Source organism: Klebsiella sp. 141251 (assembly GCF_050600725.1).
Taxonomy (GTDB): Bacteria; Pseudomonadota; Gammaproteobacteria; order Enterobacterales; family Enterobacteriaceae; genus Klebsiella; species Klebsiella aerogenes.
On record NZ_JAQIRG010000003.1, the window covers coordinates 115,723 to 138,059 of the forward strand.

Here is a 22,337-nt window from a genome sequence, read left to right on the forward strand (position 1 = left end):
AGATATTTGATGAGGTTGAGTAAGTTCCGAACCTATTCACTGAACGGGAAAAGAAAAAGAGCTAATCACGGATAGACAATGATTAGCTCAGGATGGATTAACATTTAAAGCTGATAAGTCGGAAAATAATTTCTTCCACCGTGTTCCACAATTCCGGGTGCTAATTTTACCAACCTCCTTTTGTCACAAAAGTGAAATATAACCTTCTCTGATAAACTGCTTTAGCTAATAATCCAGATGAATAATGCAACGATGCACCAGAAAGCGCTAAGCCCCATCAGTAGTGAGCCCCAGACCTGACTGCGCAGCGTTGGATCGATTTCCGCTTTGTGACGTTCATACGACATCGCGAGCTTTGCATAATCGATATTGTTTATCATTTCATCACCACCAATTGCTAAAATCATCAGGTACAGATAAATCTTAATAAGATATATAAAGTAGATCCAGCTAATTCAGGAACAGGTAAAAGGCTTTTAACCGTTATTTTGATCGCAGCGGGTATATTGGAGAAATAACGAAGTGAAAATCCGTAGAAATGTGATTACAACGAGGTTTATAAGTTCTGATAAGGTCCATAATAGAAAATGGCACACCCCGGAGGAAATGCCATTTATCAATTCGATTATTTTTCCGGCAGTTTAATATCTTTGAACATGGCCTCTATATCCTCATTCGAACGTAGCGCCACGGCCGTATCGACCACATCTCGCGTCAAATGCGGCGCAAAACGTTGAATAAAATCATACATATAACTTCTGAGGAAGGTGCTTCGGCGGAAGCCTATCTTGGTGGTGCTGTGGCTGAAAATACCATTGGCATCGAGTTTTACCAGGTCTGGATCGGACACGGGATCGACCGCCATGCTGGCAATAACTCCAACGCCAAGCCCTAAGCGCACATAGGTTTTGATAACATCGGCATCAGTCGCCGTGAAGACGATACGCGGAGTCAGCCCGGCGCGATTAAACGCGGTATCCAACTCAGAACGTCCGGTGAAGCCGAAGGTATAAGTTACCAGCGGATACTGCGCCAGCTCTTCAATGGTCACCGAACCTTTCGAAGCGAGCGGGTGGTCCGGCGTCACCACAATTGAACGGTTCCAGTGATAGCACGGCAGCATCACCAAATCGTCGTACAGATGCAGCGCTTCGGTAGCAATGGCAAAGTCGGCATTACCCTTCGAAACCGCTTCTGCAATCTGCGTCGGCGACCCCTGATGCATATGCAAAGAGACCCGAGGATAACGCTCAATAAAGCCTTTAATCACTCCAGGGAGCGCGTAACGCGCCTGCGTATGGGTGGTGGCAACGTACAACGAGCCCTTATCCGGCCAGGTGTGCTCGCCTGCCACGGATTTAATGGCCTCAACTTTAGATAACACTTCACGCGCGATGCGAATAATTTCCTGACCGGCTGGAGTGACCTGAGTTAAATGCTTACCGCTGCGGGCAAATATCTGAATTCCCAACTCATCTTCCAGCATGCGTACCTGCTTGCTGATGCCTGGCTGTGAAGTATACAAGCCTTCGGCGGTAGAGGAGACATTCAGGTTATGGTTAACAACCTCAACGATGTAGCGGAGTTGCTGTAGTTTCATGGCTGATATCCGTAAACGCGTCAAATGAATCCGCTTAATACCCATTACGTTCAGACTGCTGCCTGCCGGCGGCAAAATGCCAGAGATGCCCTGCGGCACGCCGAACCTGCGCCACTACGCGTGCTGAGACCGATGGTGTATAAGACGATTTAATAATAAAAAAGTGATTCGCTATAACCACTATATCATTTATATCTACAGTGTATAGATGGTAACAAAAAATAATAAGTCGGTTATAAAGCGACAATGACGAGGCGGTAGTGCGAGGAAAATCGAAGAAAGAATGGGCCGCATCGCGGCCCATTCAGAAGGTTACTTTTTCACTTCAGTCCATTTACCGTCGATAAAGAAGGCGGACCAGCCGGTCGCTTTACCCTCTTTCTCGGAGGAGACGTACTGTTGCTTGGTCTTACGACTAAAGCGTACCAGCGTTTTATTGCCCTCAGGATCCTGCTGCGGCGCATCGGCCAGATAACGCAGCTTTTCAGGCAGACGATCGCGGAAGCGGTACAACTCTTCCACTAACGGCGCACGTGTTTCACGTGATTTCGGGAAGGTGTTTGCCGCCAGGAAAACGCCCGCCGCGCCATCGCGCAGGACGAAATAAGCGTCGGACTTCTCGCAGGGCAGTTCCGGTAAAGGCACCGGATCTTCCTTCGGCGGAGCCACTTCGCCATTACGCAGGATCTTACGCGTATTTTTACATTCGTCATTGGTGCAAGCCATGTACTTACCAAAACGCCCCATTTTGAGGTGCATTTCGGAACCACATTTCTCACACTCCACGATAGGGCCGTCATAGCCTTTGATACGGAACTCGCCCTCTTCAATCTCGTAGCCGTCGCAGGTCGGGTTGTTACCGCAGACATGCAGTTTACGCTTCGGATCGATAAGGTAGCTGTCCATCGCGGTGCCGCATTTCTGACAGCGACGTTTAGCGCGCAGCGCGTTGGTTTCGGCATCATCGCCTTCCAGCACGTTGAGAACTTCGTTTTCCGGTACCAGGTTAATGGTGGTTTTGCAACGCTCTTTCGGCGACAAAGCGTAGCCAGAGCAACCGAGGAATACCCCGGTACTGGCGGTACGAATGCCCATTTTACGCCCGCAGGTCGGACAGTCGATGCTGGTCAGCACCATTGGGTTCGGCTGCATACCGCCTTCTTCAGGATCCTTCTCAGCCGTTTGTAGCTGGGAAGTGAAATCGCCAAAGAAGTTATCCAGTACCTGTTTCCACTCGGCCTGATGATTGGCCACCTGATCGAGGCGATCTTCCATCTGTGCGGTAAAATCGTAGTTCATCAGATCGCGGAAGTTTTCTTCCAGACGGTCGGTGACGATTTCACCCATTTTTTCAGCGTAAAAGCGGCGGTTCTCGGCGCGTACATAGCCGCGGTCCTGGATAGTCGAAATGATCGACGCATAAGTGGACGGACGACCGATGCCGCGTTTTTCCAGCTCTTTTACCAGCGAGGCTTCGCTGAAACGCGCAGGCGGTTTGGTGAAGTGCTGCGCAGGTGTCAGTTCCACCAGGCTGAGGCTGTCGCCCTGATTGACCACCGGTAACGTCCGGTCTTCATCGCCTTTACGCAGCGCTGGCATCACTTTCGTCCAGCCGTCAAAGCGCAGCGTACGACCGCGGGCTTTTAGTTTGAACTCGCCAGCCTGTACCGTCAGGGTGGTTGAGTCGTATTTTGCCGGCGTCATCTGACAGGCGACGAACTGACGCCAAATCAGTTGATATAACTTCTGCGCATCGGCTTCCATGTCTTTCAGCGATTCCGCCATCACATTCACGTCAGAAGGACGAATCGCTTCGTGCGCTTCCTGCGAGTTTTCTTTGCTGGCGTACTGATTCGCGCTTTCAGGCAGGTATTTTTTGCCGAAGTTATCGCCGATATAGCCGCGTACCATATTCAGCGCATCCTGACTCAGATTGGTAGAGTCGGTACGCATGTAGGTAATATGGCCGGCCTCATACAGACGCTGGGCCATCATCATGGTTTTCTTCACGCCGAAGCCAAGACGGGTACTGGCGGCCTGCTGCAGCGTGGAGGTGATAAACGGCGCGCCCGGCTTGCTGCTGGTCGGCTTATCTTCGCGCTCCAGCACGCTATATCGCGCTTTTTCCAGCAGCGCGACGGCCGCCATGGTTTCGTCACGGTTAACCGGACGGAACGGCTTGTCATTCTTGTGAGTCACCTGCAACGGTAACGCGTCGCCGCCCGGCGTGGTAGTACTGGCGTCGATCTCCCAGAACTCTTCCGGAACGAAGGCTTTAATTTCGCGTTCGCGCTCAACGACCAGGCGGACTGCGACAGACTGCACGCGGCCAGCGGACAGACCGCGGGCAATTTTTTTCCACAGCAGTGGAGAAACCATATACCCCACCACGCGGTCCATAAAGCGGCGCGCCTGCTGGGCATTAACACGATCGATATTCAGCTCGCCCGGCTTCTCAAAGGCCTGACGAATCGCGTTTTTGGTGATTTCGTTGAACACCACGCGGCTGTACCGTTGCTCATCACCACCGATAACTTCCCGCAGGTGCCAGGCAATGGCTTCCCCTTCGCGGTCAAGGTCGGTTGCGAGATAGATGTGGTCGGCTTTTTCCGCCAACTGTTTGAGTTCTGAAACTACCTTTTCTTTACCCGGAAGTACTTCATAATGCGCATTCCAGTCGTGCCATGGGTCTACACCCATGCGGTTGACCAGAGCGCCACGTTCATCCTTTTTAGGCTTTTTAGCCCCTTTGGTGGAGGTAGAGTCGGCGCTCTTTTTGGAAGCTGAGCCACTGGTCGGCAAATCGCGGATATGACCGACGCTGGATTTCACCACGTAGTCATTACCCAGATACTTATTGATCGTTTTGGCTTTTGCCGGGGACTCAACGATAACGAGAGCTTTACCCATATTCACCTTTACCTAATTTAATTCATCCAGGAATACATCGCACATTGATTCACCATCCACTAGCGACGTGCCTGATATGTTGCGGCCACGTCGATGGATATCAACCCTCTGCACGCCCAGTTTCACATCCATAAAACCAGATAGCTGAGTTTGCTGGCTTTAGCGAGCCAGGTTGCATAGCACGAAGAATTTTTGGCCGAATGTCAAGCAAATCTGTTGCCAGATCGCTGAAAGCGTCACACTGTACCTGATAAAATTCGTTACGCAACTTTATTAGCATGCAAAAGCCAACTCCGCCAGTAAAGTGATGTTTCTTAGCCAGTTGCAATTACCCCTGCACAATCAATGGAAAATTTGCCCGTTGCCCTCTCGCGGCGTAGACTACCGGCGAAGAACTACAGGAGTCCGTTATGCAAGGTACAACCCAACCCATCGAACGCCAGGCGTTACTTGAAATTGCCAATCAACTCATTCGCGATCATGAAGATACGTTAGCCGGAATTGAAGCCACCAACGTCGTTCAGCGTAACGGGGTTTTGGTGTTCAGCGGCGAGTTTTATCTTGATGAGCAAGGTTTGCCGACAGCGAAGAGCACCGCGGTATTTAACATGTTCAAGTATCTCGCTCATGAGTTGTCAGATAAGTATCACCTGGTTGATTAATAGCCAGTCATTGATGGGCCGGCTCTCGGCTTAAGCCAGCCAGAAACAGCAACGCGAGGTATCAGCCTCGCGTTGTTTTATCTTACATTAAGGGCTTTTGCCCACGCTGCCACCAGCGAAGTAATAGACGGTCCGCGCTTTCTGCCGCGCTACCGGTAACGCGATCGAGCAACTTCTTACGCTGCTGATAACGCACGCTAATGACTTCATGGTTATCCATCATGCTCAACAGGAGTTCATCGCTGGTCTGTACCGCATCCGCCAGCCCTTTTTCCAGCGCCTGCACGCCGTACCAGTGCTCGCCGGTCGCTACCTTTTCGATATCCAGCGACGGGCGCATCTGATGTACGAAATCTTTAAAAAGCTGATGGGTTTCATTGAGATCTTCGCGGAATTTCTGCCGGCCTTCCTCGGTGTTTTCACCCAACATGGTTAACGTGCGTTTATATTGCCCGGCGGTATGGAGTTCAATATCGATGTCTTTGTTTTTCAGGAAGCGATTGATGTTGGGGATCTGCGCCACTACGCCAATCGAGCCAAGGATAGCAAACGGCGCGCAGACGATTTTGTTCGCCACGCAGGCCATCATATAGCCGCCGCTGGCAGCGACCTTATCGACCGCAACCGTCAGTGGGATCTGTTTATCACGTAAGCGCTGCAGCTGCGATGCAGCCAGGCCATAGCCGTGAACCACCCCGCCGGGGCTTTCCAGACGCACCACCACCTGGTCGCGCGCCTTCGCCGAAGCCAGCACCGCCGTAATTTCTTCGCGCAGGCCGCTTACCTCGTGGGCATCCATGCTGCCTTTAAAATCCAGCACCCAGATACGCGCCTTGCCGCTGGGCTCCGCGGCGCCCAATTTTGCCCGCGCTTTGGCCTCTTTGGCTTCCTGCTTATGCTTTTTCTTCTGCGCTTTATGCCAGAGTTTTTGCTGCGGGCCATCTAGCAGCGCCACCGCCAGCTCTTCTTTCATCTCCTTATATTGCTCGCTAAGATTCGTCACCCGCAGCTCGCCGCGCTGCTTCTTACGCTGTGTCAGATTAACGATAATGGCGGCGATAACCGCAATGGCAACGACGATAGTCGCAGCCTTGGCTAAAAATAAGCCGTATTGAGCAAGTAATTCCACGTTTTCACCTTGTGTAAAGCACTGACGTTGACGCACAGTGTACATCAGCCTTTATCATCAAGTCTCTGCGCTTTCCGTGCGCTGCGAGGCGCATTCCCGTTTTTTTTGTCGCAATGAAATCGTTGCAAGATATTAATTCTGCGAAGAGTTTCCCTTTGACTGATTGCAATCATCAATCGTTTGAGGCATAAAGCGCAAAAGTAAGATACCGAATAAGATGTGGCCATAAGCAGGCCAGCAGAGGAGTCGCCGTGCACTATCAACCGCAGTATCACCTACTTAAAGACCGTATCATTCTGGTCACCGGCGCCAGCGACGGCATCGGCCGTGAAGCCGCCCTTACCTATGCGCGCTACAGCGCAAGCGTGGTACTGGTCGGCCGCAATGAAGAAAAGCTGCGCGGCGTCGCGCAAGAAATTGAACAGGCTGGCGGTATTGCGGCACGCTGGTTCACTCTCGACCTGTTGACCTGCACGCCGCAGGAGTGCCAGCAACTGGCGCAGAAAATCGCCATTCACTACCCGCGTCTCGACGGCGTATTGCACAACGCGGGCCTGCTTGGCGACGTATGTCCGATGGACCAGCAGGATCCTGAGGTATGGCAGCAGGTGATGCAGGTGAACGTTAATGGCACTTTTATGCTCACCCAGGCGCTTCTTCCTTTATTACTCAAGTCTGATTCCGGTTCGCTGGTGTTTACCTCTTCCAGCGTTGGCCGCCAGGGCCGCGCCAACTGGGGCGCTTACGCGGCCTCGAAATTCGCCACCGAAGGGATGATGCAGGTACTGGCCGAAGAGTACCAAAGCCGTCATCTGCGGGTAAATTGTATTAATCCTGGCGGGACGCGCACCAAAATGCGCGCCAGCGCTTTCCCGACCGAAGATCCGCAAAAGCTGAAAACCCCTGCCGATATCATGCCGGTCTATTTATGGCTGATGGGCGACGATAGCCGACGTAAAACCGGTATGACCTTTGATGCCCAGCCAGGGCGTAAACCAGGGATATCCCAATGAGCGATCAACGTTACCGCGAGCGCCAGCAGCGGGTAAAAGACAAAGTCGATGCGCGGGTCGCCGCCGCCCAGCAAGAACGCGGGCTGATCATGGTATTTACCGGAAACGGTAAAGGCAAAACTACCGCCGCCTTCGGTACCGTCACCCGCGCGGTTGGACACGGCAAAAAAGCCGGCGTGGTGCAATTCATCAAAGGAACCTGGCCTAACGGCGAGCGTAATTTACTGGAGCCGCACGGCGTCGAGTTTCAGGTAATGGCCACTGGATTTACCTGGGATACGCAAAATCGCGAAAGCGATACCGCTGCCTGCCTCGATGTCTGGCAGCACGGGCGGCGCATGCTGGCCGACGACAGCCTGGATCTGGTACTACTGGATGAACTTACCTACATGGTGGCCTATGACTATCTGCCGCTGGAAGAGGTGCTGACGGCGCTGAGAAACCGCCCTGCGCATCAAACGGTGATGATTACCGGGCGCGGCTGCCATCGCGAAATTATCGAGTTAGCCGATACCGTCAGCGAGCTACGCCCGATAAAGCATGCCTTTGACGCGGGGGTTAAAGCGCAGATGGGGATTGATTACTAACCGCCAGCCGCGCCAGCAGTTGGCCGTTTAATGGCAGGCATACACAGTCCTCGCCGAGCGCCAGCTGCTGGTCGAGGACGTTTTGCCGCGAAACAAAGCGTTTACGGTACTCGGTCGGCGTCAGTCCGCAGTATTTGTTAAAGGCGGCGATCAGGTATTTGTGCTCCTGAAAACCGCAGCTATGGCTGATTTCGGTGATCGGCGTACGCGTATCCCGCAGCAGATTACGGGCCTTATTCAGCCGTACCAGAGTCAGATACTCTTTAAAGTTGTAACGACTCACCCGCTTAAACAGCCGGGAAAACCACGAATAGCTCATGCCGCTGTGCTCGGCCACTTCGCTCAACGTCAGTGGCCGATCGTAATGCAGATTAATATAATCAATGCCTTTTTTAATCATCGACTCTTCGCGTAGCGAGCTCTCTTCGCGCTCCTGCGGCTCCCCTGCCGTCACCAGCGCATCAAGCAGTAAATAAATTGCCGCGATGCGCTGGAATGGCGTACGGTTATCGACGAGCTGTTGCAGCAGCGCCGTTAGCCGCTGGCGCACCTGCCAATCCGCGTTCTGCGCAATACGTCCGGCGGTACACCACTCCAGCCGCGGAGAGGGATGCATTTCATCAAACAGACCTGGCGAAAATTGCACGGTGACCAGCTGGCTACCGGCCATCTCCGCGCTGAGTGAATGCACTTCCTCCGCGTTGATATACAGCATATCGCCCTCGCGCAATAGCCACTCCCGCTGACCGACGGCCAGCGTAAAACCGCCATGAAGGACGGTGATTAGCTCCGGCGCCGGGTGCCAGTGAGGTTCGCAGTAGCGTACCTCGGCGGCAAAGACGTTGAGTTTCTCGGCGTCGAAGGCGATCAGCTCGTAGCCGCTATTGGTCGCCGGCTGCCCGCTTTGCGTTACCTGACGAGGATGCGTCACTGAAAACGGGAACACGGATTACCTCCTGAACTTTTGTTTATTGATGACCCGCCAGCACGGCATTGAGTTCATCACGATCGATATCCAGCGCCAGGAATTCAGTCAATGCAATCAGCAAACCACAGAACAGATCCGGGGCCAGGCGGATAAGCTTTTCCCGTACCAGGTCTGGCGCTACACCGCTTTTCGCCGATATCAGCGTCACCACGCGGGCAAAGGCTTCCGGCTGTTGAATAAGCTGCTGGAGAGAATTGTCGTCGCGCAGCGGTACGTAGCGCGCAGGGCAATCAATCTCAACGCTTGCCGTTAATGGAAGATCGCGTGACGAAGCGCCCACGTAGATTTGCCACTGCCCAGGGGTCACCAGCCAATCCGCCAGCCCCGGATGATAGCAGGCTAAATCAGCGACAGGCAGCGCGAGCTCGACCCGACGCGTTTCTCCCGCCAGCAACGACACTTTACAAAAGGCTTTCAGCGCGCGAACCTCACGGATAAGCTCCCCCTTCGGGGCCGCAACGTACAGTTGTACAATCTCTTTGCCCTCATAATCGCCGGTATTCGTTAAATCAAACGCTACATACAGGGTGTCGCCTTCGGCAAGCCGCGCTGTGGAAAGCGAAAGATTGGCATAGCTGAATTGGGTATAGCTCAGGCCAAAGCCAAACGGGAAAAGAGGCGTAAGACTGCGCTTATCGTAATAGCGATAGCCGACAAATAGCCCTTCGCCATAATGATGGCGCAGGTTTTCCCCAGGATACTGCAGCCAGGCGGGCGTCTCTTCGAGCGTATTTGGCACCGTGACGGTCAGCTTACCGCAGGGGTTGCGCTTACCGAAGAGAATTTCAGCAACGGCGCGCCCCATCCCCTGTCCGGCGAAGAAAGTTTCCAGCAGCGCCCGGCATTCGCCAAGCCATGGCATCACCACCGCATCGCTGTTGGCCAACACCACCACCACGTTCGGCTGTACCGCAGCGACCTCGCGGATCAGCTGTTCGTGCGCGGGGAGAATATTCAGATCCTGGCGATCGCCATTTTCGCCATCTTCGCCAACCGCCGTGCTGACAAAAACCACTGCCACATCGGCGGCCCCGGCAACATCGCGCGCCTGCGCCAGAACCTGCTTGTCGCTTTGGTTGTCGTCTGGCGCGCCCGGCGACCACGTAACCTTAAAGTCGTCCCCGGCAAGATCGAAAATCTCATCCAGCGGACGGTCGAGCAAATACGGAACCGTGGTGGCACAACCTGAGCCCTGAATAACCGGCTCCTGTGCGGGCTTACCGATCACCGCGATGCGCGGGGTTTTATGTGGTTTCAGCGGCAGCAGGTTGTCTTCATTTTTCAGCAATACGATGGATTCTGCCGCTAAACGCTGCGATAACGCATGGTGTGCGGCAAAGTCAGCGCGCATTCGCGGCCGGCGATGTCGTTGTACTTTATCGACCAGCTCCAGCATCCGCAAACAAGCCCGGTCAACCACCGACATCGGTACCTCGCCGCAGGTGATGGCCGCCAGCAGGGTTTGTTTGTCCCGGCGGGTTTCCGGCATCGCCAGGTCGTTGCCGGCAAGCAGCGATGCCGGACGGTCTTTAATACCGTACCAGTCGGACATCACCAGACCGTCATATCCCCATTCATCACGCAATACCTGGGTCAGTAAGAACGGATCCTGCGATGTTTGGACGCCATTAAGACGGTTATAAGAAGACATCACCGTCCACGGCCGGGATTTGGCAATCGCTCGTTGAAATCCGGCGAGATAGATTTCACGCAGCGCTCTCTCCTCAATAATCGAATCCATTTCGGTACGCCGATACTCGGAGTTATTGGCGGCAAAATGTTTAAGGCTGGCGCCGACGCCTTCGGCCTGTAAGCCGTTAATTAGCGCCGCGGCGATATCACCGCTGACGATCGGGTCTTCAGAGTAGTATTCATAGCCGCGTCCAGCCAGCGGGGTGCGCCGAATGTTAATTCCCGGCCCCAATAGAATGCCCACCCCCATCTGTTGGCATTCGCGACCCAGCGCTTCCCCCATCTCCCGTACCAGTTCAATATCCCAGCTACAGGCCAGACTGGAGCCATTCGGAAAACAGGTGGCCGGCAGCGAGGCGCTGAACAACGCTTCACTGCCGCCCTTCGCGACAGGCTCATCGGCGCTGGCCTGGTCGGCGGTTTGAGTAATCACCGAGATGAAGTCATCCATGCTCCACTTTTCATTACCATCTATTTGCGCGCTGCTATAGCGCACGCCGTAGGTACCATCGGTCATCACGATATCGGGGATACCATGCTGCGGCAACGAAGCCGTGCGCCACAGGCCGCTGCCGGTCAGCAGCGCCACTTTTTCCTCTGCCGTCATGGCGGCGATAAGGGTACTAAAATCGTTATTCATCTCTCTGACTCCTTGAGGTTAAAGCGCATTTTGCTTACGCAGGCTGATTTTTTGCACAATATCGCGATAGGTTTTTTCATCCAACGAATAGCAGGCCACGAAGATGGCGCTGATGGCGAACATCGCGCCGGGGAAAAGCGTCATCAGAATATTGATGCCATTAATTGCATCGCTGGTCACATTACCCGCATCATAGTGATAGAGATCCAGCATCCAGCCCGCGCAACCGCCGCCAATCGCCATCGCAATTTTGGTGATGAAGTTAAAGAAACCGTAGATTGCGCCTTCAGAGCGTACGCCGTGATGCCATTCAGCATATTCGACGGTGTCGGCAATCATCGACCACATGGCGACAAAGCCCATGCCTAGCGTAATGCTGTAAAGGCACACGCCAATCATTATCAGCCACAGATTATTACCGGCGATAAAATATTGCATCAGCACTCCCAGCACGCCAATTAACAATGCCAGTAGCGCCATTTTCTTTTTCCCCATTAGCGCAATCACTTTCTCGGAAACAATGGTACCAATGATATAAGCGCCTGACTGAACCATGAAGAAAGTAGCGGTGAAACCTTCGCTGCCGATGATGTATTTAATAAAGTAAATGGCGATCGCCATCCATACGGTATAAGCGATATAGAAAAACACGGTAAATAATGACAGATGAATTAGTGGCGCATTACCTAATACCGCACGGAACATTTCCCGAAGCGTCGGCGCATTCATTTTATCCTCTTCGCCAACTCGCTCCGTGGTCATGGCAAAACAGGCAAGAAACATAAAAGTCGCTAACAGCGCAAAACAGGAAACGGCAAAGACATAGCCCATTTGTTTGTCGTTAAAAGGCGAAATCAGCCAGTCGGCGGTCGTGGAAACAATCAGATAGCCGACAATCGCCAACACAAAGCGGTATACCGACAGCGACGAGCGCGAGGCTTCATGCTGCGTCAGGCGGTTGGTCAATGCCGAATAAGGCGTGTTAACCGCCGTATAGGCCAGACAATAAATGGTATAAGAAGCAAGCGCGAAATAAAATTTAGCCTCCCCGCCAAACGGCACAAAACACAGCACGGTTAAAAAACCTAACGGTATCGCACCATATAATAGCCAGGGACGCAGTTTGCCATATTTACTCTGCGTCTTATCAATTGCAAAGCCAATCAGGATATTAAATATTGCGTCAATCACCCGGGCAATCACAAAGATCAGGCTCGCTTGTACCGCGCTGATGCCATAAATATTCGTATAAAAAAACAGTAGGAATAAAGAGACAAAACCGAACGATAAATTAGAGGCGAAATCACCTAAGCCATAGCCTATCTTTTCTTTTACGCCGATGACCACATAGCTTGCCGATAACTTTGTTGTTGTACTCATTGCGGGCTACCTGTTTTGTAATCAGTGCCGACAGTATATGGCGACGCTAATAACATCACTTTGCGTTATTTGTCTGCGTAATTCCTGTTTCTTGTCTTTATGCAAAAGTGTGAAAAATGTCACAAGCGAAGGGATAAAGGAGGAGCGTTCCGGCGGGAGACCGCCGGAACGGACAGCATTAGCCGTTAGTCTTGTTGCGGGTGCTGGAACGGCGGTTACCGTTATTACCCTGACGCGGATTGCCGCTGGTCTGGCTATGACGCTTGACGGCACGGCGAATCTGATTCGCTTTCATGCGACGGCGATCTTTCTCCACCGCCACTTTGCTTTCGGTTTCAGCCGGCAGCTCCACCAGTTCACGCAGATAGTTGGTCTGAGCCAAATCCAGTTCCGTCCAGCCGCCGCGCGGCAGGCCTTTCGGCAGCAGAATATCGCCGTAGCGTACGCGGATAAGACGGCTAACCTGAACGCCGACCGCTTCCCACAGGCGACGCACTTCGCGGTTGCGGCCTTCGGTCAGAGTGACGTTATACCATTGGTTGATCCCTTCACCGCCGGTGAACTTAATCGTTTTAAATGCTGCAGGGCCATCTTCTAACTGTACCCCACGCGCCAGCTGGCGCAGTTTGTCTTCATCAACCTGGCCGAAAACGCGAACGGCGTACTCACGCTCGACTTCGCGGCTTGGGTGCATCAAACGGTTCGCCAGTTCACCATCGGTGGTAAACAGCAGCAGGCCGCAGGTGTTCACATCAAGGCGACCTACCGCGATCCAGCGCGCGCCGCGCAGTTTTGGCAGACGGTCAAATACCGTCGGGCGCCCTTCCGGGTCGTTACGGGTGCAGAGTTCGCCTTCTGGTTTGTAATAGGCCAATACCCGGCAAATCTGCTCGGCAGATTCTTTTACCGAAATAAGATGACCGTCGATACGAATTTTCAAACCAGGTACGATTTCTACGCGATCGCCGAGGGTTGCGACCTTACCATCCACGCTGACGCGGCCAGCTTCGATGATAGTTTCAATTTCACGGCGGGAGCCATGGCCAGCACGAGCCAGCACTTTCTGTAATTTCTCGCTCATAGAGCTTCCTTTAGGTGTCGCCTTCCCAGGCGTCTGATATGCTTTGGCGACAACAGGTCATTAAAAACACCAACCTGTTGTTATATAAACACTTTACACAATTTAAGGCGCCATTCGTCAGCGCTGTAAAACAGCGCGCGCGCCTGCGTGGGCGAACATACTACACTAACTTCAAAATGAATGCTTCACTGCGATACATTTCTCCGTCTATTGCTCATCATCCGCCGTCAGCGAACTTGCCTGGATGGGAAAGTGGGCAAATGGCGCCGGATGAGCAAATAGATAACCTTGCGCTTTCTGGCAGCCGAGGTCGCGTAACTGGTTTTTTATCGCCTCATCTTCAATACCCTCAACAACAACGGGCACCTTAAAACCCTGAGCCAGCACAATCAACGATGCAATCATCGATTCTGCTTTATCCTCATCGGCAAATTGGCAAATCAGCCGGCGGTCAATTTTGATGCTATCAAATGACAGCGAGTGTAAATAAGACAGGCTGGATAAATTGACGCCAAAATCATCCAGCGCTACGGCAATACCATGGCGGCGTAAATAAGCAATCATTCTGCTCATTCGCGTAGCATCATTCATCAATAGCCGTTCGGTTATCTCAAGGCAAATATTGCCCGTGACCAGGCCATTACGATAGATAGCATCCATTAAATGCCAGGCAAAATCCTGTTGCAGAAGTTGAATCGCCGATACATTTATGTGCAGGAGGAAATGCGGTGACGCCCCGCGATTTATCATCCCGGCGAGTTCCCGACAAGCCTCCTCGATAATCCACCGCCCCAGTGGAATAATCATCCCACTCTCTTCCGCCAGTGGGATGAAACGCTCAGGCGAGATCTCCCCACCCACTGCGGACGGCCAGCGAAGCAGACACTCTCCTTCACGAAAAATGGTTTGATCCTGCAAATCCACAATTGGCTGCAGTACCAGACGAAATTCATGATGCTGGATGGCATCATGAAGATGCTCATGAAGTTGGATATTATAAAGCTCGGCCTCATGCATCTCACCGCTGAAAAACGTCGCGACGCCATTCCCCTGTTTCTGCGCATGACGTAGGGCAATCCACGCCTCACGCAACGTTTGCTCAATATTCTCAACGCTAATATCAGCCGTAACCACACCAATATTTCCGGTGTAAACATATTTGCTTGCCGCAAGATGGGAGTCGTATTCGACATCGATAAATAGTGAGGAAAGTAGTTCACTATATTGCTGCCGCTCCTTTGGCTGGTGATGCCCCGGAAAAACCACGATAAGCTGATCCACTTTATCACGAGCGATTAGCGTATTCGTCGGCAGTAAATTACGCAGACGAAAAATAAAATCGCTAATAAATCTCTCACCATATTCGGTACTTAATGAATTGATAATCGCGTTCATGTTACTGATATGCAATAGCGCAAGTAAGTTTCTTCGCTGATATAGCGATGTCTGCCGCAGTAGCCCTGTCCGCGTGAATAAGCCGGTGGTTTTGTCCTCTTCTATTTCGCGCCGCTGGACGTCGAAGCTTTCCGCCAGTTTATGTGACAGCGCCATAAAAGTGGTTTCCAGAGAGGCGATTTCCGGGAAATGACGCTTATTATCTGGCGGCGTCCAGCGGTGCGTCGCAAGCTGATCCGCTTTACGGACAATATCCCGCAATGGTTTGACTACCCTCGCCAGGCCGCAGAAAACCACCAACAGGCCAAAAGCAAAAATGATAAACAGCACGCCCATGGTAATGGCTATATATTTGACTATGGTGCGCGTAATCATTCTCGCCGGACTAATTACAATCCCCGTCCAGTGCAGTATGCCGTCACGGTCGGTAACAGGAAAAGCATCAACATAATATTCTTCATTGCCGGAACTGAAAAACTGTAATCCCGTGTGGTCATGCGCTTTTAAGGTACGACTAGCGGCTACAATAACCGGTAAAGGAGTATTTTCCAGCGTTTGCAAATTCAGTTGCGAGTGTTTTTCCCCCGCCAACATACTCCGCGTTAATGAGGGAACGGATGAAGAGATTAGTTCATCTTTTTCATTAACAATCAGCAGGATACTTTCAGGATGGGGTTTAAATTTTTCCAGACTTTTATTTAGTTCGTTGAGGTGCAATTCGCTGGCGACGACGCCAACAAACTGCCCTGTGCGATTGAATGCCGGCGAGCTAAACGCGACGCCAATTTCATTATCATACTCATAATCGCGAAAAGGTTTTGTCCAGTGAGAACACTGGTCTTTAGCAACCGCCGCATACCATTCGCGCTGCGTTATTTGATAATCCGGTAGCACCGCTTTTACCAATGAATTCACAGTGAGATGACTATACACCGTCAGATGATGAGCTGTTCGCGCATCTTTTACCGCAAGATAATCATTCGACGCGACTTTACCATGTGCCGCCTGAAGGAAATCGCCGTTCACCGCGCCAAATTCAACCAGATTGAGATAATGTTTGTTGCTGAATACGTTATTGGTGGTATTGACCATTTCCCCAATCAAACTGCGAACCGGGATCGCCGCACTGGATTGGCGCCCAATGGCATGGACCAGTATCGCATTCGCTTGTACGGGAACATCAATATAATCGTGGATAACTTCCTCGATATTGACTCTTTTCGCGCGCAGAATATCAGCACTCACCTCATCAAAAAAAGCATAACCTTCGTAGTAGAGAAAAGCATATGTCGTCAGCAGCACGACGATAATTGTCGTAACTAAGGTAAATATGATGGCCTGCGTTAAGGTGAACGGGTAGCTGTTGACCGAAAGCTGTTTTTTTAATATCTGCATCGTTATTATCGCCGTTTATCGAGCACATCATTCGGGGTCAACAACAAATAAACCATTAGTAAATTCAAAGCTATCAAACGTTTTCGGCCGGGAATAATAATACCCCTGCGCCAAATCACAGCCCATCTCCTGCAGTTTTTCCGCCATTTCGCACGTTTCAACGCCTTCGGCCACCAGAGGCACGGAAAAGCTTCGAGCCAGCATTAACACCGAGGCGATAACCGCTTCATTTTTTTTGTCGTCAAGCACATTGCTGACAAACCCACGGTCGATCTTCAAACAATCAAACGGCAGTGAATGCAGATATGAAAGGCTGGAGTAACCGGAGCCAAAATCATCAATCGCGACGCAAACGCCAAGGCGGCGTAAATAAGCCAGTATCTCGACAATTCGCCACGTGTCTTGTAGCAAGACGCTTTCGGTGATTTCAAGGCAAATATTACTGTTCATCAAATCGCAAGCGTGAATTGATTCCAGCAGATGCTGAGCAAAATCAGGTTGCTGAAGCTGAATTGGCGAGATATTGACGTGAAGTTTAAAATCCCGTGGCGCGCCGCGCGCGATAAACGCGGCAAGTTCACGACAGGCGGTTTCAATTATCCATTTCCCTAACGGCACAATCATGCCGGTGTTCTCGGCGAGGGAAATGAATTTATCGGGCGGCACGAAGCCAAGCACATTGGATTGCCAGCGAACCAGGCATTCACCTTCTTTACAAGGGCGCTGCGATTCAAATGCGACGATCGGCTGCATAACCAAATGAAAACCTTCTGAACGGAGATCATCGCATAACGCCTGATGCAGACGCAGATTATTGACTTCCTCTTCACGCATAGCGACGGTGAAAAGTTTACTCATGCCGCTACGCTGCATTTGAGCATGCTGTAAAGCCAGGCTAACATTCATCAGACATTCGCTGATATTCTCTGGCGTGAGCGACTCAATCAACATGCCAATATGGCCTGTAAATATATGCGATTCACCCGGCATATCAGAAGTAGACATACGAAAAACGGAAGCAATTAGCGCACTATACCAGGCGACATCTTTTTCGGCATAAATGCCGTCAAAAGCAATGATGAACAAGTCTTCGCGGTCGCGGCAACATAGCGCCCCTGCAGGCAACATTTTGCGAATGCGTAAAGCAAACTGATGAATAAACTGCCGCGCCTGGGCGGTACCAAGTACATGCTTTACCGAGTTGTAATTGTTGACGTGAATCATCGCCAACATATTGCGGTGATAGTAAAGAGATTCACAATTCAGTAGACCACTACGGGTTAAAAAGCCGGTTTCGCTATCCTCTTCCAGTTTCCGGCGTTTCAATTCAAACGTATCAGGAATAATTGAACAAAGATTGCTCAAGGCCGTATCCAGTGACGCTATTTCCGGAAATACTCGTTTAGTTTGTTTCTTCCACGGCATCAATCCGAGACGCACTTTATCTGCAACATCCTTTAAGGCGCCGGTAAAATGCGAAATAATCATCAGTAGAACCAACATCAAAATAAAAATAAACAGCGTCGTGGTGAAGGTCAAAAGTAGACGCTGCTTATTCATTTCAGCCATTTCCGCATGCTGCGGGGCGATAAGAACCGCCTTCCAGTTCAACAGATGTTGGCTGTCCTGCACGCTAAAGGCGGTCGCCAGCAAAGTCTTCTCCCCAGCACGTAAGGAAAATGACGTTGGCGACGGTGGCGCGGAAGTCAGTTTTTCTATCAGTTGGCGATCCTGCTGCCAGATCTGTTGGCTACCGGTACGCGCGACAATACGATTGTTGTCATCAATAAGCAGGAGAGCATAGCTTTTGTCCGGCAGGAGACTCTGTAAATAAGCGGTCATATCTGCGGGTGTGGCGCCACTGGCGATCGCCCCGACAAAGCGACCTTGCTTGTCGTACACCGGCTGGTTCCAGCTCATGATGATGCTGCCGGTAGAGAGGGAGCGTTGCCAGAAACCGCTCGTTTGCTGGCGTGCGCGGCGAAACTGCGGAAAATCAGCGACATTAAAGGCGTTATTAACTTTGACAATATTGGTCTGCGGGCTTAAACCGCTGTATTTTACCAGGGAGTGATGATTATCGCGCTGGGTTCGCTGCAAATAAATTTGATTACTGTGATTGTCGCGAATGACAGCAATACAGGCGCCATTTTCTGCAAACCACGACAGGCTTTGAAAGGCAGGCATGGTTTTAAACGCGCTCGCGGTCAAATACACCATTTCAGGAACCAAAGCATCCTTATCGATATTGTTACCTTCCCCCTGAATATATTGTAAAAATAGATTCGTTATTTGTCGCGGGCGGTCAACGGCATCCTCAAGTTTATGCTGAATCAACGCATACTGAGTTCCGATGATTTTTTTATCAATGGCGGTACTGACCTGACGCGACTGATAGTTAAACAGGCCGGTTAGGCTGACAATAATCAGCATTAACGCCAGCAGTGAAACAACCAGCACGCTTTTCACCAGGGTGATGGGATAAGTATTTGGGGTCAGTTTGAGCATAAATTAACTGTATTCAATCACAAGTAAAAGGTCATTATTATTGAGTTTCACCAGCTTAAATCTCGACTATGAGCCGGTAACATTGTTATTTATTAGAGGAGAGGCGCTGATACGATTGCGCCCCGTTTTTTTAGACTGATAAAGATAGCTATCTGCCTCAGATAATAACCGATCAAAGCTGTCAACAATATTCCAGCGCATCACCTGCCCGTAGCTAAGACCAATACTGACGGTTAGCGATAAATTCGCACTTTGCCAGGCAATATTCATCTCTTCAATCGCCTGACGAATATCTTCAGCTAAACGATAGCCATCTTCACCCGGTTTGCCCGTCATCACCACGGCAAACTCTTCACCGCCCAGTCGGGCAATCACCCCTCGATCGGCTACAGTGTTTTTTACCCGCCGGGCGAAAGTCATCAAAACATTATCGCCACAATCATGGCCCCAGGTGTCGTTAATTTTTTTAAAATGGTCAATATCAAGCACCAGCACGTTTAGCGACGTCTCATTGTCCGTTACTTCCAGTTCACGCAGATGTTCATAAAGACCAAAACGAGAATGAACCCGGGTCAGGTAATCGTAGCGAACCTGTCGCGATAGCTGTTTCACCATCTTGTTGACCGCCTCCACGCTGACCGCGACGATAACCGGACTAATGGCAATAGATGCGATGCCAAGGCGCGTGGAGATAATCATAGGCAGAAACGACGTCATGTTCGATTCAATAGCGTGCCGATCGATCAGCATCATTTCCACCATACCGGAGCACAAAGTCAGCAAGCAGGTTGTTGATAATGAATAGTTTAGCGCGCACCAAATTAACGCCGGAAGAATCATCGCCAGCGTTCCCATACTTCCCGTCACTCCGCTGAGAATAGAGACCAGCAGCGAGGCCATTAACATGCCAACCGGTACTAACCGCCGCAAATTCAATGCGCTAAAAAACTCTTTTTTCTGACACAACAGCGTAAAAGGTAGAATGAGCACACTAGTGGTAAACTCCTCGCTAAACCAAACAGGATAGATTTGCCAGAATTCAGCGTGAATACCGCAGGAATAAATATAACTCCCCAGGGCTGAACATATTAACGCGGAGATAAAACAATAGCTGTAAATTCGAAAGATGGTTATTTTTAAATTATCTTCATCTGCCTTCTCTTCTCTGATTATCAGCCAGTACATTATTAACATAAATAGCACATCGGAGAAATCCACCAGAATGCTATAGACTCCTCGCTCACCCGTAGCAAAGCTTGATAATAGCATTGCGGCTAAAACAACTGCGGCGTATTTTTTATAACGCAACGCCTTATTCCTGATAAATAATCCGACAATGACCGCATTCAGTGGCCAGAACAAAGCAATATCGCTATGGCGTATAGCTTTTCCCACCAGATATAAAGTAACGGTAATGCTTGAAAGCATGAAAAAATTGAATAGCACTTTCTCCCTCTTAATAACATCAGAGGGTTGAATAGTCAGCTTATGCATAATGTTGAGTTTCTTTCTGGAAGCGATATCAATGAGTGATATCGTAAGCGTGCTAATAATATACCAGGGAAGAAATGACTCAATATGAAAGGTGTTTTAAATTAAATTTAAGCCGCGGGCGGCGCGTGTAACGCCGCCCGCGAGAAGCATCACAGGAAGGGTTTGATATCACCGACGCCTTCACGCAGCACCACCGGAGCGTCTTCGGTCAGGTCGATAACCGTCGTCGGCTGCTGGCCGAGATAACCGCCGTGAATAATCAGATCGACCACCTTCTCCAGACGGTCTTTAATCTCTTCCGGATCGGACTCCGTGAATTCATTACCTGGCAGCATTAATGATGTCGAAAGCATCGGCTCGCCAAGCGTTTCAAGCAGCATCTGGGCGATAGGGTTCGCCGGCACGCGCATACCAATGGTTTTACGCTTTTCTTGCAACAGGCGTCGCGGCACCTCTTTCGTTCCCTTAAGAATGAACGTGTAGTTGCCCGGCGTGTTGTTTTTGATTAGACGAAACGCCACGTTATCGACAAACGCGTAGGTCGACAACTCGGAGAGATCGCGGCACATCAGGGTGAAATTGTGGCCATCCGGCAACTGACGGATACGGCAGATCCGCTCCATCGCCCCTTTATCTTCGATTTTGCAACCCAGGGCATAGCCAGAGTCCGTTGGATAAACGATAACCCCGCCCTTACGCACGATTTCCACCGCCTGATTAATCAACCGCGCCTGCGGATTATCGGGATGGATATAGAAAAACTGGCTCATACTTCCCTCTCAATTTGTTCAGCGGCCACTTCCCAACTGCGCCAGATCCCTTCCACGCCAGCGGGTAGCCAAAGTTTACGCCCCAGTTCAATCCACGGGCAGGGCTGGTGGAAATCTGAACCCTGCGACGCCATCAAACCAAACTGTTTCGCGTAGCTCGCCAGCTGCGCGCGCTCATGCGGCGCCTGCTGACATTGGGCGACCTCCATCGCGTCGCCGCCCTGCTCGCTAAAATGGGCCAACAGCCGTTTCAACCATTTGGCGGAAAGATCGTAGCGCCCTGGATGGGCGATCACCGCTTTGCCGCCAGAATGATGAATGACATCAATCGCTTGTTTTATTGTACACCACTGCGGCGGAACGTATCCGGTTTTCCCGCGGGCGAGATATTTTTTGAATACGTCGGCGATATTGCCGGCGAAACCCGCTTCAACCAAAAAGCGCGCGAAATGGCCGCGGGTGACCGCGCCGCCATCGGCGAGCTTTAACGCCCCTTCCCAGGCGCCGGGGATACGCGCTTTCTCCAACCGTTCGGCAATCATCCGCCCGCGCTGGTTGCGCCGCTCTTTCTGTTCGCAAAGGAGTTGCGTCATCGCCGGATGGTCGATATCAATATTCAGTCCCACGATATGAATTTCGTGATTTTCCCATAGGGTGGAAATTTCTACCCCGGTGATAAGCGTGAGCGGCAGTCCAGCCCGCGCAATTTCGGCACGTGCCGCCGGTATGGCCGCCACGCTATCGTGATCGGTGATAGCCAGCGTACCCACCCGCATCTCATGCGCGCGGTGTACCAACTCTTCTGGAGTCAATCGCCCATCGGAGGCAACGGTATGGCTGTGCAGGTCATAAATGACCGCGTAATTAGTGTCGCTCAAGATGGCTCCTGGTGGACCTGAACTGAAATAAGCGCATTATGATAACGACTGAGAAAGAAAATCTGCAAACAAGGGTTGACTTTATTTTCATGAACCAGTTAACTAGTACGCAAGTTCACAAAACGGGTATCTCTGATGAAAACGCAAATTATTACTCTTCATAGCTGGTGGCGTCGTTCCTGGAATCGGGCGGCGTAATCGCGTTTTGCACTCAG

Annotated in this window: 16 protein-coding genes and 1 other annotated feature (1 of these 17 running past the window's edge); of the genes, 3 read left to right on the forward strand and 13 right to left on the reverse strand. The window is 51.2% G+C overall.

Annotated features, from left to right (window positions below):
- Nucleotides 1-221: 221 nt before the first annotated feature.
- The 3 genes from PGR09_RS08290 to topA all read right to left on the reverse strand — a co-directional run bounded on the left by PGR09_RS08290 (nt 222) and on the right by topA (nt 4,510).
- Nucleotides 222-380 carry a YmiA family putative membrane protein gene (locus PGR09_RS08290; RefSeq protein ID WP_072056445.1) on the reverse strand — a complete coding sequence of 53 codons (159 nt, stop codon included), beginning with the start codon at nt 378-380 and terminating at the stop codon, nt 222-224.
- A gap of 245 nt (nt 381-625) precedes the next feature.
- Nucleotides 626-1,600: an HTH-type transcriptional regulator CysB gene (cysB, locus tag PGR09_RS08295; RefSeq protein WP_015705738.1), complete on the reverse strand. Its 975-nt coding sequence runs from the start codon at nt 1,598-1,600 to the stop codon at nt 626-628.
- 312 nt (nt 1,601-1,912) lie between these two features.
- Nucleotides 1,913-4,510 (reverse strand): type I DNA topoisomerase, encoded by a 2,598-nt coding sequence (gene topA / locus PGR09_RS08300; protein WP_430916037.1) that lies wholly within the window; start codon nt 4,508-4,510, stop codon nt 1,913-1,915.
- A 410-nt stretch (nt 4,511-4,920) separates the two neighbouring features.
- Here topA and PGR09_RS08305 point away from each other — a divergent pair, with 410 nt between their 5' ends.
- Nucleotides 4,921-5,172, forward strand: a complete 252-nt coding sequence (locus PGR09_RS08305; protein WP_015366222.1) for a YciN family protein — start codon at nt 4,921-4,923, stop codon at nt 5,170-5,172.
- Nucleotides 5,173-5,254: 82 nt separating this feature from the next.
- On the opposite strand, the gene sohB is transcribed toward PGR09_RS08305, so the two are convergent.
- Complete coding sequence (gene sohB / locus PGR09_RS08310; RefSeq protein ID WP_047045013.1) at nt 5,255-6,301, reverse strand: protease SohB; 1,047 nt, start codon at nt 6,299-6,301, stop codon at nt 5,255-5,257.
- A gap of 251 nt (nt 6,302-6,552) precedes the next feature.
- On the opposite strand from sohB, the gene PGR09_RS08315 reads away from it, so the two are divergent.
- Nucleotides 6,553-7,314, forward strand: a complete 762-nt coding sequence (locus PGR09_RS08315) for a YciK family oxidoreductase (protein ID WP_015366220.1) — start codon at nt 6,553-6,555, stop codon at nt 7,312-7,314.
- On the forward strand, nt 7,311-7,901 hold the full coding sequence (cobO, locus tag PGR09_RS08320; RefSeq protein WP_045393160.1) for a cob(I)yrinic acid a,c-diamide adenosyltransferase: 591 nt from the start codon (nt 7,311-7,313) through the stop codon (nt 7,899-7,901). Before PGR09_RS08315 ends, cobO begins: the two co-directional genes overlap by 4 nt.
- Here the strand turns inward: cobO and PGR09_RS08325 are convergent.
- The 9 genes from PGR09_RS08325 to rnm all read right to left on the reverse strand — a co-directional run bounded on the left by PGR09_RS08325 (nt 7,873) and on the right by rnm (nt 22,122).
- Nucleotides 7,873-8,847: a helix-turn-helix transcriptional regulator gene (locus tag PGR09_RS08325; protein WP_213797725.1), complete on the reverse strand. Its 975-nt coding sequence runs from the start codon at nt 8,845-8,847 to the stop codon at nt 7,873-7,875. The genes cobO and PGR09_RS08325 overlap by 29 nt on opposite strands.
- Nucleotides 8,848-8,869: 22 nt before the next feature.
- The gene (locus PGR09_RS08330) at nt 8,870-11,221 is read right to left on the reverse strand and encodes a beta-glucosidase family protein (RefSeq protein WP_430916038.1); all 2,352 of its coding nucleotides are present in this window, start codon (nt 11,219-11,221) and stop codon (nt 8,870-8,872) included.
- Nucleotides 11,222-11,239: 18 nt separating this feature from the next.
- Nucleotides 11,240-12,601: an MFS transporter gene (locus PGR09_RS08335; protein ID WP_045393167.1), complete on the reverse strand. Its 1,362-nt coding sequence runs from the start codon at nt 12,599-12,601 to the stop codon at nt 11,240-11,242.
- A gap of 178 nt (nt 12,602-12,779) precedes the next feature.
- Complete coding sequence (gene rluB / locus PGR09_RS08340; RefSeq protein ID WP_045393170.1) at nt 12,780-13,682, reverse strand: 23S rRNA pseudouridine(2605) synthase RluB; 903 nt, start codon at nt 13,680-13,682, stop codon at nt 12,780-12,782.
- A gap of 207 nt (nt 13,683-13,889) precedes the next feature.
- Entirely contained in the window at nt 13,890-16,472 is a 2,583-nt protein-coding gene (locus PGR09_RS08345; protein ID WP_430916039.1) for an EAL domain-containing protein, read from the reverse strand.
- A 27-nt stretch (nt 16,473-16,499) separates the two neighbouring features.
- Nucleotides 16,500-18,374 carry an EAL domain-containing protein gene (locus PGR09_RS08350; protein WP_430916040.1) on the reverse strand — a complete coding sequence of 625 codons (1,875 nt, stop codon included), beginning with the start codon at nt 18,372-18,374 and terminating at the stop codon, nt 16,500-16,502.
- Nucleotides 18,375-19,046: 672 nt separating this feature from the next.
- Complete coding sequence (locus PGR09_RS08355) at nt 19,047-20,474, reverse strand: diguanylate cyclase (protein WP_430916041.1); 1,428 nt, start codon at nt 20,472-20,474, stop codon at nt 19,047-19,049.
- A 149-nt stretch (nt 20,475-20,623) separates the two neighbouring features.
- Entirely contained in the window at nt 20,624-21,244 is a 621-nt protein-coding gene (locus tag PGR09_RS08360; protein WP_020078571.1) for an L-threonylcarbamoyladenylate synthase, read from the reverse strand.
- Nucleotides 21,241-22,122 (reverse strand): RNase RNM, encoded by an 882-nt coding sequence (gene rnm, locus PGR09_RS08365; RefSeq protein ID WP_047066979.1) that lies wholly within the window; start codon nt 22,120-22,122, stop codon nt 21,241-21,243. Before rnm ends, PGR09_RS08360 begins: the two co-directional genes overlap by 4 nt.
- A gap of 159 nt (nt 22,123-22,281) precedes the next feature.
- Nucleotides 22,282-22,337: a sequence feature (Trp leader region), on the forward strand (it continues 40 nt past the right edge of the window).

Coding starts and splice junctions, on each gene's coding strand:
- PGR09_RS08290 (WP_072056445.1), bottom strand. CDS start 380: ATGATAAACAATATCGATTATGCAAAGCTCGCGATGTCGTATGAACGT.
- PGR09_RS08360 (WP_020078571.1), bottom strand. CDS start 21,244: ATGAGCCAGTTTTTCTATATCCATCCCGATAATCCGCAGGCGCGGTTG.
- cobO (WP_045393160.1), top strand. CDS start 7,311: ATGAGCGATCAACGTTACCGCGAGCGCCAGCAGCGGGTAAAAGACAAA.
- PGR09_RS08355 (WP_430916041.1), bottom strand. CDS start 20,474: ATGCATAAGCTGACTATTCAACCCTCTGATGTTATTAAGAGGGAGAAA.
- rluB (WP_045393170.1), bottom strand. CDS start 13,682: ATGAGCGAGAAATTACAGAAAGTGCTGGCTCGTGCTGGCCATGGCTCC.
- cysB (WP_015705738.1), bottom strand. CDS start 1,600: ATGAAACTACAGCAACTCCGCTACATCGTTGAGGTTGTTAACCATAAC.
- PGR09_RS08305 (WP_015366222.1), top strand. CDS start 4,921: ATGCAAGGTACAACCCAACCCATCGAACGCCAGGCGTTACTTGAAATT.
- PGR09_RS08335 (WP_045393167.1), bottom strand. CDS start 12,601: ATGAGTACAACAACAAAGTTATCGGCAAGCTATGTGGTCATCGGCGTA.
- PGR09_RS08330 (WP_430916038.1), bottom strand. CDS start 11,221: ATGAATAACGATTTTAGTACCCTTATCGCCGCCATGACGGCAGAGGAA.
- topA (WP_430916037.1), bottom strand. CDS start 4,510: ATGGGTAAAGCTCTCGTTATCGTTGAGTCCCCGGCAAAAGCCAAAACG.
- PGR09_RS08345 (WP_430916039.1), bottom strand. CDS start 16,472: ATGCAGATATTAAAAAAACAGCTTTCGGTCAACAGCTACCCGTTCACC.